We start from the raw sequence: 13,486 nt of genomic DNA on the forward strand, positions 1-13,486 counted from the left end.
TGCACGTCTTTTTCTTTTTTCCGACATTCCCTCGTTCCTCTGATTCGATCCATTCCCGTGCCAACTCCATCGCAAAATGGCTCTCAGCGGCTACACTTGCAACCGTATATTCGGCGGGCGCGTACCAAGACGCTTCCTTAACCCAAGCCTGCAGCCGCTCTTTTGTCATGCGCTTCGGGTCAACCGTCAATCCGGCCAAGTACATGGCATCGTAGTTTCCCGTATCGTACAGCGCCTGGACGAGCTGCTGATCACGCGTTACCTCCTTGACCAGCTTTTTCATATCGCCGACTCGCACGCCAAACAAAGGCTCTTTCGCCCCATGCCGCAATAACGTTTTTTTCGTCTGTTCCGTCCCCATCGCTTCGAGCTTCTGCATAACTTCTTCCAGCGTCAATCTTGCCACCCACCCTTTTCTTCTATTAATAGGATAACCAGCAACGCTACCTCCAATACGAAAAAGCCCTCCACATTAAAGGAGAGCTTTTTCGTGTTGGAGCTTTACGCCCTTTTCCTATCCTTACGCCTGACTACGTACCTTGATATACGAAACATTTCTAACGTTGATGACAACATCATCGTACTGTAACCATCCACCGTCTTGATTAGCGACCATTTGAATGATCTCTTCCGGTTCCGTCGTTTCGACGCTAATCGTTTCACCGCCTCCGGAAAAGTAGAATTCAATCACTTTTACTTCCTTCATAAAATCCCCTCCTATTCCTTCTAGTTATCGGATGGTTGGAAATTTTTTGTTACGGGTGATTTTTATGTATACTTTTGTTGCAGCCATTCCGTTTTGAATGTCTACCATTTCTGTGAAAAGGGAGTTGTTGAAAATGCCTGATTCAGTACACACGAGAAAAGGAGCAAGTAAAGCCTCGCTCATCCCTGAGAATGTATTAGCACTCCTTCATGCTGGAGAATTAGAAAGTGTCAATTTGACTGAATGGCAGGCTGTTGATCATATTCATCTGTTACGAAGCGTTCTGCCTCATGTTCTATTAGGCGCGTATGTCTCTCCTCTAGTTGATCAATTAGAAGAAACGGGATCTACGAGCGGAATGAAAGCGATCCGTCTGATTGGACAAGAACTACTTGCGATCTTACACAAATCGGGTGAACCCATAGCTACGTCTCCTGTTTTCCTATCGTTGGCCACTCACAAGTCAGACAGTGTGCGTTGCTGGAGTGCCTATATCATTGGCTTGGACAACACATTATCAGTCGAAGAAAAACTCAGGCAAATAAGAAAGTTCGCGGCTGATCATCATTTTGGAGTGAGAGAGATTGCATGGATGGCGATTCGGGATTCTCTCGTGCATGATCTGAACCATTCCATTCAACTCCTGAGCGAATGGGTACTTGATACTGACGAGAATATACGCCGATTTGCGGTAGAAGCCACCCGCCCACGCGGCGTCTGGTGTAAGCATATTGACGCATTGAAAAATGAGCCTGCTCGCTGCGTGCCTTTGCTCACGCCATTGATGTCAGATGCATCTAAATATGTTCAAGACTCTGTAGGGAATTGGTTGAACGATGCGAGTAAATCACAACCAGACTGGGTGACGCAGCTTTGTGACAAGTGGCTAAGAATCTCGGATACAAAGGAAACGAAGAGAATTGTCACCAAAGCGAAAAGAACCATCCTGAAGACCCGAACCGAACAGAAATGATGAACCGAATCACATATTTATCCCAATTTTATTTGTTGAATTCATTATCCGAGGAAAGTTTGCGCTTAATCGATCAATTAACCTCCTTAACACCTTTCCCCAAAAATACGTGCATCCAAACACCAGAAACTTTTTCAGAGGGCTTCTACTTCATCAAACAGGGGAAAGTACGTTTATATAAAGTGAATCGGGATGGGCGACAGTTCACATTCGATATCCTCGGAGAAGGCAATGTGTTTGGAGAAGTGGATCTGCTCTCATTAGGTACGCGAGAGATGTATATAGAAACCATCGAAGACTGCCTCATTTGTAAAATGAGTAAAGCCAAATTTGAGAGCTACATAATCGAACATCCGCAACTAATGCTGAAGATCATGAAGCTCATTAGCGATAGAATGGTTTCGATCAGCCAATCAGCCGAAAATCTTGCCCTTCTCCCTTTACAAGATCGCATTATTTCCACGTTAGTAAAGCTTGCCGATCAATTTGGCAATCCTAACAGTTCGGCGTTTCAAAAAATTGACTTACCTCTTTCCCATCAAGAGCTCGCCCATTTTGTCGGGGCATCCAGGGAAGCTGTGACGGTAGCATTACGTGCATTAGCAAGAGAAGAACTGATTCAAACAAGCTTTAAATCCATTTCCATTCATCGGGACAGAATTTTGAAGAAAATGTAATCCAGTTTACATCTTTCCCTCCAAACGAAAGATATCGTATAGCTATGGCTTCTACTATTCTTTCGAAAAAGAGGGGAACGACATATGGATAAACCACATTTTCAGAGCCTGCGCGAAGAACTAGATTTTACAACCTTACAAATAGCGGACTTGCTCACTCGTGAAGTAACAGATGCATTTACAAGATCAATCGAGGAGCTGCGGACCTCTTGGCATGCAAAGGGCTTGCCGATTGGTTCGATTGCACCTGATTTCACCTTGAACGATCACATTGGCAAGACCATTGCCTTGTCGGAAGAAGTCGTAAAAGGTCCCGTCGTCCTGACATTTTTCCGTGGATCATGGTGTCCCTACTGCAATTTGGAGCTGCAAGCATACCAACAACAGGTCGATACGATAACTTCACTGGGTGCCCAATTGTTTGCCATTAGTCCACAATCTCCTGCACACTCTCTTGCAATGCAAGAGAAAAACGGACTGAGCTTTCCCGTGCTATGCGATACCAATAACCGGGTAGCAGAAAAATATAAACTCAGATTCAGATTACCTGATCATTTCCAGGATACCTACCGAACATTGGATATCGATCTCAAGCATTTTAATAGCGACGATTCCTGGACACTCCCCATACCAGCTACTTATATCCTCGACAACCAGGGCGTAATCCGATCAGCATACTTAGATCCCGATTACAAAAAACGCATGGAGCCTACTGAAGTTTTAGACATTCTACGTACCCTAACCTAACGCCTATAAGGAAGAACCAGTTGATACCACAACTGGTTCTTTGTACGTCTATCCGTTACGAGCAATTAGTTTCTTTCCCCTACCAAAACTTGACAAGGATATATCTTATGTCTTATATTTTGCATGATTATATCTTTCAAATTTCGACACTCATTTACAAATTATACTAAAAACTGCAAAGGCAAAGTCATCGAAAGGTGGCGACGCAAAACCACGGGTCTACAGTCTTTGACCATGATAGCCGGGTTGCCATCATCTTGATACCATTTTTTTGATGTTGGTAGCTTCGGTTGTTCCATTTCGATGGAACGGCCTTTTTTTGTGTTTCGTTTTTTGAAAGGAGGATGAAAGCACTTTCATTTTTGTAACAGATGGAAAAGCATAACTTTTGAGACGTCAAGCATACACAACACAGTTCAATCAGAGAAAATGATGGAGTGGAGAAGTTATGTACAAACAAGTAGAAACCGTACAAGAATTAGCTACATTTCATGAAATCAAAGAAACAGTATGGACAAGCATGGGTTTCGAGATGGAGTACGCAAAAGAAGGCTCCGCACAATTCCTCCTACTTGCCGATGATGGTGAAGCAGGTGGAACATTTGAAATGATACCCTTTTCCAAATCAAGTGCTTATATGAAATCGCTATTTCAGGATGTTGTTACAGAAGATATGAAAGTAATGGAGGTAGACAGTCTCGCTGTTTTGCCGAAATACCGTGGACAATTAGGGCAAAAAGGAATTTGCTTGATGATAGATTACGCTGAAAAGCATGGTTATACCCACGCAATCGGTGTATCAGATCCGACTTTTTTTACGTTCATTAACAAGAAGTATCATGTAAAGGCGATTCAGACCAAAGATATCGTCTTTTATAAAGGGGCCGATGCTATTCCGACCCTCTTCCATCTAAAAGATGTCTATGACAATAAGCACGATTCGAAATATTCCTGGTACAATTCGTCGTCATCCAACCAAGTAAAAGTCGAGGTAGGTGGGTAAAACATGGATAACATTGATCTATTGAGAAGAAGAAACAATTGGGTCGTAATCGTATTCGCAAGTATTATTACGGTTGTTCAGGTCTTAAACCTCTTTCTAGGCGTACCGTACGCATTCGTTCTCACTGTACTGGGTATTTTGTATGGCGTGCTGGCACCTTTTACTTACATCTCCAATCGCCCGAGCTTCCGTGAAAAAGCAGCGCCTTTCATGAAGTTTTTCAACTTCGCTGTAATCGGAATCTTCATGTTCATCATTGTTGGACTAGACCCGCATATGATCAATATCATGACCATTATGTTCTTTGTAGCAGTTATGGGAATTTATCAAGACCGACTCATCAATATTTTGACCATTGTATCGACATTAGGCATTGTCTCTTACTACTTCCTGACACAGAGAGAATTGATTTTCCATTCGACCAGCAATCTTGACCTGATGTACTTCCTGCTTACCTTCTGCTTCGTCTCTGTCACGAGCATGATGCATGCTGTATTCAATAACAAGCTGCAAAAGGAAAGTGAGCAACAAAAGCAAGAAGCGATTGCCTCGAAGGAATCGTTGCAACGTGTTCTGGATCAGATCAATGAATCACTCACCTCTATGCAAGACTATCAAGAGAATTTGAACAAGGTAACGGACGGTGTAAATGTTCGCGCTGTCGAAACCGTTGCTTCCCTGCAAGACATTATGGAGTCCTTTACGGTCCAGACCAGCAATACGGACGAGCTGCGTCGGGAAATGAGCTCGACGAATCTGCAAGTTGAGGATATGACCCGCTCTGTTACGGAGATGCATGAATACGTAGAATCGACCAAAGAAGCCACTAACGAGAGCGGTAAACGCATTGGCAACATCGGCAATGATTTTGAACGATTCATCAAGGACATCCAAGGTACGAACCAGCTGATTCAAGAGCTCAATAAAGAAACCGAATCGATTGGGAAAATCATTCAAACCATTTCCGAGATTTCTGCACAAACCAATCTTCTGGCACTCAATGCCACGATTGAAGCGTCTCGTGCAGGTGAACACGGCCGTGGATTTGCTGTCGTAGCAGATGAAGTACGGAAGCTGGCTGAATCCTCCAAGCTATCCTCAGAGTCGATTTCGAACCTGCTCATGACCATTCGCGAAAAAATGAAGCTCGTATCCGATATGATTTCTGAGTCACAGACTTCTTTTGAGAAAAATAGCGAGGGTATCCTCGAAGTACAAGAAATGTTCACCAATATGGACAACTACATGCAAAACTTCGCGGATAAAACGAAAAACCTGCAAGAGTTCATCATCCATGTTCACAGCATGATTCAGGAAGTCGGCGCAAAAGTTGAAGTCAATGCAGATATTACCGACAAGAACAAAGAGAACCTGGAAGAAGTGCTAGTTCTCGTTTCTGAGCAAAAAGACGAAGTCGTTAAGGTATCTGGCGGCTTTGAGAGAATCGAACAACAGATGCGTGGTCTCCATATGTAACCTTCCTGCAACCGCCTTTCACGGGCGGTTGTTTTCTTTTCTCATTTTGTAACCGAATAGATATATAATAGAAATATTCTGATATTAAAAGTTCGAAAGGAGGCACATCATTGATGGATGCACGAATCGAAACCAAAACGATTCAGACCGATCGACTGCTCATTTCCTATCTGACAGCAGGTGTACCGGAAGGAGAACCGCTTCTCCTCATTCACGGTAATGCATCAGCTAACTTGTTCTGGGATGATACCATTGCGGCTCTATGTGACCAGTACCGTGTGTATGCACCTGATATGCGTGGCTATGGAGCAAGTGAAGCATTGCCCCTCGATGCGACACGCGGTTTGCGAGACTGGTCGGATGACCTTTATTCGTTTATTCGGGCATTGGATTTGCCAACACCCGTCCATCTTGCCGGCTGGTCGTTGGGCGGTGGGATCGTGATGCAGTTTGCCATCGATCACCCGCAGGAAGTGCGCTCTCTGATTCTCATCGCCCCCATGTCCCCTTACGGCTTTGGCGGAACCAAGGATTTAGCTGGCACTCCGTGCTACAGTAGCTTCTCAGGCTCCGGTGGAGGAGCCGCCAACTCCGAGCTGGTCAAAAGGATTGCAGCCAAAGATATGGGCAATGAATCTCCCTCCAGTCCTCGCAATGTCATGAATCAGCTTTATTTCAAGCCGCCGTTCCAGGTTGACTCAGAGCGGGAAGACCGTTATGTGAGTGCGATAATCTCTACAAGAACGGGAGAGGGCTTTTACCCCGGTGCCTTTGAATACGTAAACGATTGGCCCGGTGTCGCTCCTGGAACGACAGGGATTACGAATGCGATTTCTCCCAAATACGTAAATTTGTCCGGTATTGTCCAAATTGAGCCGAAGTGTCCGATTTTATGGATTCGCGGTGCGGATGATGCCATTGTCTCAGATCAGTCGCTAGCTGATTTCGGTACGCTGGGCAAGCTTGGCTATGTCCCCGGATGGCCGGGCGAAGACGAATACCCCCCGCAGCCGATGGTCTCCCAAATTCGTGACGTGCTTGAACAATATCAGCGCGCTGGTGGTTCCTATCAGGAGATTGTCATGGAAAATGTGGGGCACGCTCCACACATTGAAAAGGCAGAGGAGTTTGTAGAGCTCATTCGAAAAAGGAGGAGACTGAGGTGAACTCAGCTTTCTCCCGTCTTCGTTTATCCGATGTAGCGGTTTTCTTCTTTAATGTATGAAAAAAGGCTCTCCGGGAGGAGAACCTTCATTCGATATTCGCACGTGTTCTCTGATAATCTTAATTATTCGTGTATCCCTTTAACGGATTTAGGTATGAATATTACGATTTGAAATTAGTGTCCTCATTATTTTGAAGCAAACCAACTTTGGACAGACTACCAAACATCAAAATCCCTGCACCAACTAATAACAACCCACCAGATAGGTTAAAAACAAACCGTACACCAAGTTGATCGGTTAAATAGCCAAATAGCATTGTTGCAACACCGTACAGAGCAAAATTAAGAGCATCTTGAGCTGAATAGACTTTGGGTAACACTGATTCTGGCGTAGATATTTGAACGAGGGTTCCGTGCGACACCCCCTTCAGTTGGCTAAACAAACCGAATAAAAATGATACTGTGACAGCTATCCAAGGGTTTGTCAATTGTGCGAATAACAAAATTAACCCTGACGATATAACTGCACCGATCCGCACGATTATTACGAGATTACGCTGAATACGATCTTCATACTTAAATCCAAGCATCCCACCGAGTAATAGCCCCGCAAAGAACAGAGAGTTGAGATAGCCCCACCATTCTTCTCCAGAACGTAGAGCATCTTCGATGAAGACATAGATAATAGCAGCAATCCACACCACATTAGCAATAGAATCAAGTAATTCCGCTATTGTGAGCGTTCGAATGGTAGGGGTTCGGAAAATATATTTGAATCCTTCCTTTGCTCCTTTGAACCGCTTTCCATCATCTGTGCTTATGTCAGTAGGCTCTGTTTCATTTGCCATGCGACGAATCAAAACCATCATTATTGATGATAATACATAAAGCCCGAATGTTAACCAGAAGATAGTGCTTGATCCAAGCCAAACTAATAGTATAGAAGAAATCGGCCAACCTCCTAGTTGAATTGTTCTATCGACAATTGATAAGAAGCTGTTGTATTTAATCAATTTATCTTCGTGCACTAATCTAGGAATCAGTGAATCCCTGGCTGGGGATGCCCATCCATCAAAGAAGCCAATCAATGATGTCATCAAGAGAAGAACAATTAAGGTGGATGTATTGTGCATATCTGCAATAATAAAAAGAGCGAGCAGAAGAATAAACCATGTTTTTCCGATCTGTGAAAAGGAAATCAAACTTTTAAGTGAATATCGTTCAAATAAAAGAGGTGCGATGAGTGCTCCTAAAAATCGAGAGATCATCGTGATGAAAGGTACCATCGCCATTTGAAACGTTGAACCATTAAGGCTGTGAATCACTGCGATTAGACCAACAATGTACAAGATGTCGCCAAAATTCGCAAAAGATTGTCCGATCCAAAGCAACCTAAATGACTTGATATCTTTCATAGAGAATCTCCTCTATATTAATTTAACATTTATATTTTATATAAGCATACGTAAAATAAATCTTTGATTGCCATTCGGCTTCCCCTCCTTATTCCTATCTAATCTCTATCGATTTACTATATATGAAGTTAAGATGTTCTTTTCCAAAGAGATATTCTAATGATTCCTGCTCTTCTATAAATAAAGGCTTAAATTTTTCAACTTTATATATTTCATTGGGGATATCCCCTTTGTAGAAATCATCTTCTTTACAAGAAGCAATAAACTCACTTCTTTTAGTTAAATTAACACAAAGATGCTTTAAATCATTTTGAGTCCACCTGCTAAACCCTTTATTATCGGACATAATGCCGTATTGCAATCCCGAATCATTCTCAAACGAATAGAGATTTAAAGCGTTGCTCTCATCTAAACCAAAGACAAAATATCCTCCGTTATCTAAAGTTAAAATATCTATTGGATATAATAAACATCCATCTAGTTTAAGATCAGTATAAGAAATATTATTTTTCAAAGAATACGCATGGATTGAACATCCAAACGAAGAACTACCTTCAATTTCATTAAAGAACATGCAATTTCCACAGTCTGTTGTAACACTGCCTTCTTCATTGATTAGTCCTATATTATTTATAATTTCCGATTTCCTGTTGTATTCGTTTGCATTTAATGTAGACTTTAACACTTCATCATATATTTCGTTAACTCGGAGAATTTCTTTTGTTTCAAGAGGGTATGGCGATCCAGCACAACACAATCGTTTATGTGCAGTATGACAATTCATACAATCTAAATTAACGAGGTTGTTCAAAGTTTTCACATCATACAAATTACCACCAAATTCAAATATGGTTTTATTATAGTTATTTAATATGTATTTTTGAGCCAAACCTCTGAGGTATAGATGCATAGGATGAGTAGTAAACGCATACCCAGTAACCTTAAAATTCATTAATCACACCACTCTCACAAAAAAATACGACCAACATACATGACTTATTCAGTTCGCTGCAGTAACCTTGCTCGCTTACGCATTTTTGCAAGTAAACAAAGAAAAAACGAGTGATGAAAGCTGCACCCACGGCCAAATGGTTAGCGGCTTCTTCTACACTCGTTGTCAGGTTCGCATCAGAAACCACAAGGGATCTGAGCGAATCTACATTGATTTTGACACAGCAGTCCGCCGCTTTGCTACGCTTATTTCAGCTTTTTGGTCTTCTTAGCTCGCCATGACCTGGTGGCCGGTTTATTCAAGCATAGATTCTCATCATTTCCGATTGAACTGCATAAGTCATGCACCATATTGGTCGTTTCTAAATATTGCAAATTATCAATACTTAAAATCATCACTCCTTTTTGTTTTCCAGAAGTCTTAATAGGAGCAACACCCTAAAAGAGTATTTGTTTCATTTATTTTCGCAAACTTCTCGATATATCCTCAAAAGAAGGGTTTGCACAAAACTGATTTAGCTTCTCGAGAATAAGTATCCCTTGTTTTCCGAGCAAATAAGTTTTTTGGTTAAGCTCATTAAGTGTAACCGCTAATTCAGGAAAATAGTTGCGATCTTTTCGTCGGTCTCTCAACATATAGTATAAATGCATAATGCTTACAGCAACATTCGCAGCGTGATAAGAACGATCCAATGGTCTTTTAATTTTTAGGATCGTAGAAGTTACTAGACCATCTTCCTCAGCACACGCGGCTGGATCTGGAAAAATGGAATTCACCATATCATCTACAAACAAGGAGTTGTGAACAAATTCATGATAGATGTGTTCTGCCAAATCAACAATTGACCAATGTGAATGAGCATTGATCCAGATAAAGCCAACGAATCCTGACACAGACCCTCCGCCAAATCCACTCTTTTTCACTACCAGTATGGTACTGATATATTGGTTAATCAAATTGTATAAATCGTTATGTAGCAATTTGATAAGACCTAATGCTGACTCGATTTTATAGCGTATTTCTAATTGATCCTGCTCGCTAAAAAGATGGTTGTCGTTAACGAGATCTTCTTCCTCAATCAATCCGTTGTCAAGCATTTTTTTGACATGCATTTCATTATCAAACTCAATAATGATTTTTTCTTGCACCTTTAATTCAGAGTTCTGGAGTTGATTTAACGCCTCAATAAAATGGCGTTTCAGATCAAACTCACTCATACCAAGACAGAAATCTTTGCCATTAAGATATTCCACAATATCAATCAAGTTTTTTTGAAGATGATGATAGTTCAAAAAAGGAAAGTCAACAAATTCAGCACCCTCTTGTTTTGAAAGCATTTCGACTTCAGACATTTCGAACCCTCCTAAGATAAAAAGATCGTTAAAACCTAGCTGTCTACTTAGCTCACTAATGAACATCTGGTTAAAGAATCAAGCGGCAGTCTCCGCACAGCATGTCGTCAGCGATATGACTCAAGCCATTTATCAAATGAAGATAATGCCCATGAGCTTATCCTTTTCAATGGATTTATGGACAGGTCTACCTCTCCAATCTATTTGTAAAGAAGATTCATATAACATTAATGCAACGCTAGTGAGTATAAGAATATAGTCGTAGGCAATTCTCATCCCGCAATAATAATGAAAGACGGAGAGCTACCTACGACTAAGTTGAAAGCATCATATTTTCAACTTTCAGAAACTAGCTTTCTTTCTTTGTATTTTCCTCTTCTTGCTCTGGCAAATCGTGAAGCGCCATACGAACAACAACGGTGACTCTCTGTTTGCCTTCGAAATGGGTATTGACAAAATGCGAGATGTTCATTTTTTTTTCTTCCATCGATCTCAACCTCCTAAACTATTCTTGACAGAATTTTGTTTCAATTTGATTTTAACTAGCAAATTGAATATTTGTCAATAATTACCTTTAAATATAAGTGAACCTTAATCCCCGTAAACGGCAATAGCGAAACCCCTGGAGCTATTTAGCATCCGCGAAGCTTCGCTCAATGGTTTCTTTTCTTTTTTTGTAGAGTTTCTTACCTGCTTTACTCAATCGGTTTAATCGCACCCAATCCTTGCTGTCTTCCCAAACATGTCGAGTCACCACTTTTCGGTGGCTCTTGGATCGAGTGCATTTTGAAAGGTAGGGGCACGTTTTGCAAACCTCTAAATTCGACTTGTAATGGCGATACCCATGGCGATCCGTCGTGCTGTACAGCAATTCTTGCTGATTTGGGCATGTATAGCTGTTTCTTTCAGCGTTGTATGTAAACTGCCACGGTTTCCCCCGCTAGCTGCTTTTTCAACACGCCAGCAAGCCCAAATCCAAAGCATCTTGCAACTGGTTGGCTTTCCTCCTTTGGGCGTATCTGGGGCGAATTTTAGCGAAGTAAATGTGAGAATTAGTGAGGTCAACACCGTTAACGCCGCGCCAGTAACAGCGAATAATGCGGCAATCTATGGATACGGCTACGTCAATGTTCCCTATAACTCTCCCGTACCTTTTTTAGAAGCCGAGGTCATCAACGGCTCAGGTATTTCTTTCTCGCAAACAACCCCAACCGTTATCTCGTTAGCTCCCAATGCTACTTACTTTGCCTCGTACAATTTTATCGAATGTCCGTTAATCGCGAACTTGCCTGTTCGCTTACTGTTAACACTAAATGATGTTCCGCTGTATCAAAGCTTGTCCGTCGCTCCTCCACTCACAGATGGAGAATCTCGCTCTGGCGGTGCAGGCTCTGCTGTCTTTAATACAGGTCCAGGTACGAACGAACTGAAGCTAGTGAATACCAACTTGGAAGAAATCAAGTTTGTCGCAGCAAACGTAAACATTATGCAAATCAGCTGAGAGAAACAACAAGTAAGAGCCGAACATACCTACTAAGGGATGAAAACGATTCGTTATACGCGACTTGGTTATTCTATAGGAATATCCGCTTTCGAGACTTTCAAGTTACATTCTCATTCCTGCTCCTCCATAATCGCTCGAGCCTCTGTATTATCTCTCCCTACTTTTGGCGTCACAATCGATTCAACTGCTACCAGAAGCATACACGCGATATAATACCCCTTTTCGTGCAGCTAAAGACCCGTCGCATTGTATAAACCGATGGAAAATAGCAGTACACCTGCGCTCAATGTAAATCATGTGGCTCATGCCAACAAATATAAGACAACCGGACGATTTCTCGCCCGGTTGCTTCTATGGATTACTTCACAGCTTCTTTCTTGCCAAAGAAAGTACGCAACGCCTTGTATACCTCGCCCTTTTCCCGAATGACACAATGCATGAATTTCGGCTCTTTGATGTGGCGATACGCTGACATGAGGGTTGAATGACGATTATACTGATTCACTTCGCCATAGCCAAACATGTTGCATCTCTCCATGAGCTCCTTTACCAGCTTCACGCAGCGCTCATTGTCAGACGTGAGATTGTCGCCATCGGAAAAATGGAACGGATAAATGTTGTACTGCGATGTCGGATAGCGGCTATCAATGATCTCCAACGCTTTCTTGTAGGCTGAGGAGCAGATCGTTCCCCCGCTTTCCCCTTTCGAGAAAAAGGTGTCCTCTGTTACTTCCTTCGCATCCGTATGATGGGCAATGAAGACAATCTCGACCTTCTCGTACTTGGTGCGCAGAAAACGTACCATCCAGAAAAAAAAGCTGCGGGCGATATACTTTTCAAACACGCCCATACTTCCCGACGTATCCATCATCGCAATAATGACAGCATTGGAATGAGGCTTGATAATCTCTTCCCACGTCTTGAAGCGCAGGTCATCATCGGTGATCCCCAGCTCCATATCACTGTAGCCTGCCAGCGCATTTCGGCGGATGGCCGCGATCAGCGTACGTTTTTTATCTATGTTGCCCATCAGGCCTTTTTTCCTGACATCATTGAACCGAGTCTCTTCCACGACGATTTGTTCCTCGTCTTTTTGTTGAAGGTTCGGCAGCTCCAGCTCGGCGAAAAGCATCTCCTGCAATTCTTCTACGCTGATTTCAGCCTCGTAGTAGTCTACACCTGGCTGATCGCCCGCTCCCTGACCCTTTCCTGGCCCTTGCGCCGGATCGCCGTCACGAGCTACGACATCGCCTACTTTACTGTTTCCTTTACCTTGACCGCCATGTTTTCCCTTTTGGAAGTTAAAACGCAATCGGTATTCATCCAGGGAGCGAATAGGGATCTTAATGACTTCCCGACCATTCGACATGATGATGTTTTCTTCGCTGACGAGATCGGGCAGATTTTTTTTGATCGCTTCTTTCACTTTTTCCTGGTGTCGATTTTGGTCCTGGTACCCTTTGCGGTGCAGCGACCAGTCTTCCCGGGAGACAATGAACGATGATTCATCTTTCAT

General features: G+C 42.5%; 13 protein-coding genes, 3 pseudogenes and 1 riboswitch. Of the genes and pseudogenes, 7 read left to right on the forward strand and 9 right to left on the reverse strand.

What is annotated here, in order from left to right:
- Nucleotides 1-34: 34 nt before the first annotated feature.
- Both E8L90_RS17375 and E8L90_RS17380 read right to left on the reverse strand, forming a co-directional pair.
- Nucleotides 35-397, reverse strand: a pseudogene (locus E8L90_RS17375) (DNA alkylation repair protein); the annotation flags it as partial.
- Between the two features lie 123 nt (nt 398-520).
- Complete coding sequence (locus E8L90_RS17380; protein ID WP_137030539.1) at nt 521-706, reverse strand: hypothetical protein; 186 nt, start codon at nt 704-706, stop codon at nt 521-523.
- Between the two features lie 133 nt (nt 707-839).
- On the opposite strand from E8L90_RS17380, the gene E8L90_RS17385 reads away from it, so the two are divergent.
- From E8L90_RS17385 to E8L90_RS17410, 6 genes are all read left to right on the forward strand, one after another.
- A complete protein-coding gene (locus tag E8L90_RS17385; protein ID WP_137030540.1) occupies nt 840-1,679 on the forward strand; it encodes a DNA alkylation repair protein in 840 nt (279 codons plus the stop codon).
- The gene (locus E8L90_RS17390; protein WP_137030541.1) at nt 1,679-2,356 is read left to right on the forward strand and encodes a Crp/Fnr family transcriptional regulator; all 678 of its coding nucleotides are present in this window, start codon (nt 1,679-1,681) and stop codon (nt 2,354-2,356) included. The genes E8L90_RS17385 and E8L90_RS17390 overlap by 1 nt, the downstream gene beginning before the upstream one ends.
- Nucleotides 2,357-2,440: 84 nt before the next feature.
- A complete protein-coding gene (locus tag E8L90_RS17395) occupies nt 2,441-3,103 on the forward strand; it encodes a peroxiredoxin-like family protein (protein ID WP_137030542.1) in 663 nt (220 codons plus the stop codon).
- Nucleotides 3,104-3,273: 170 nt separating this feature from the next.
- A riboswitch (cyclic di-GMP riboswitch) is annotated at nt 3,274-3,357 on the forward strand.
- Nucleotides 3,358-3,551: 194 nt separating this feature from the next.
- On the forward strand, nt 3,552-4,106 hold the full coding sequence (locus tag E8L90_RS17400) for a GNAT family N-acetyltransferase (protein WP_137030543.1): 555 nt from the start codon (nt 3,552-3,554) through the stop codon (nt 4,104-4,106).
- A 3-nt stretch (nt 4,107-4,109) separates the two neighbouring features.
- Nucleotides 4,110-5,582 (forward strand): methyl-accepting chemotaxis protein, encoded by a 1,473-nt coding sequence (locus E8L90_RS17405; protein WP_137030544.1) that lies wholly within the window; start codon nt 4,110-4,112, stop codon nt 5,580-5,582.
- A 113-nt stretch (nt 5,583-5,695) separates the two neighbouring features.
- Nucleotides 5,696-6,748 (forward strand): alpha/beta fold hydrolase, encoded by a 1,053-nt coding sequence (locus tag E8L90_RS17410; protein ID WP_137030545.1) that lies wholly within the window; start codon nt 5,696-5,698, stop codon nt 6,746-6,748.
- A gap of 160 nt (nt 6,749-6,908) precedes the next feature.
- On the opposite strand, the gene E8L90_RS17415 is transcribed toward E8L90_RS17410, so the two are convergent.
- The 5 genes and pseudogenes from E8L90_RS17415 to E8L90_RS17430 form a co-directional block, all read right to left on the reverse strand.
- A complete protein-coding gene (locus E8L90_RS17415) occupies nt 6,909-8,162 on the reverse strand; it encodes an MFS transporter (protein WP_137030546.1) in 1,254 nt (417 codons plus the stop codon).
- Nucleotides 8,163-8,256: 94 nt separating this feature from the next.
- Nucleotides 8,257-9,114, reverse strand: a complete 858-nt coding sequence (locus E8L90_RS17420) for a hypothetical protein (protein ID WP_137030547.1) — start codon at nt 9,112-9,114, stop codon at nt 8,257-8,259.
- 458 nt (nt 9,115-9,572) lie between these two features.
- On the reverse strand, nt 9,573-10,466 hold the full coding sequence (locus tag E8L90_RS30860; protein WP_244297274.1) for an aKG-HExxH-type peptide beta-hydroxylase: 894 nt from the start codon (nt 10,464-10,466) through the stop codon (nt 9,573-9,575).
- A gap of 349 nt (nt 10,467-10,815) precedes the next feature.
- Entirely contained in the window at nt 10,816-10,953 is a 138-nt protein-coding gene (locus E8L90_RS29955; RefSeq protein WP_162309099.1) for a hypothetical protein, read from the reverse strand.
- Between the two features lie 144 nt (nt 10,954-11,097).
- Nucleotides 11,098-11,394: pseudogene (locus E8L90_RS17430) on the reverse strand (transposase); the annotation flags it as partial.
- Between E8L90_RS17430 and E8L90_RS17435 the strand changes: the two are divergent.
- Nucleotides 11,311-11,967, forward strand: a complete 657-nt coding sequence (locus tag E8L90_RS17435; protein WP_208759433.1) for a hypothetical protein — start codon at nt 11,311-11,313, stop codon at nt 11,965-11,967. The pseudogene E8L90_RS17430 and the gene E8L90_RS17435 overlap by 84 nt on opposite strands.
- A gap of 113 nt (nt 11,968-12,080) precedes the next feature.
- On the opposite strand, the pseudogene E8L90_RS30865 reads toward E8L90_RS17435, so the two are convergent.
- Nucleotides 12,081-12,257, reverse strand: a pseudogene (locus tag E8L90_RS30865) (YiaA/YiaB family inner membrane protein).
- A gap of 71 nt (nt 12,258-12,328) precedes the next feature.
- Nucleotides 12,329-13,486: a sporulation protein YhbH gene (gene yhbH / locus E8L90_RS17440; protein WP_017251936.1), complete on the reverse strand. Its 1,158-nt coding sequence runs from the start codon at nt 13,484-13,486 to the stop codon at nt 12,329-12,331.

The organism is Brevibacillus antibioticus, assembly GCF_005217615.1.
Lineage (GTDB): Bacteria > Bacillota > Bacilli > Brevibacillales > Brevibacillaceae > Brevibacillus > Brevibacillus antibioticus.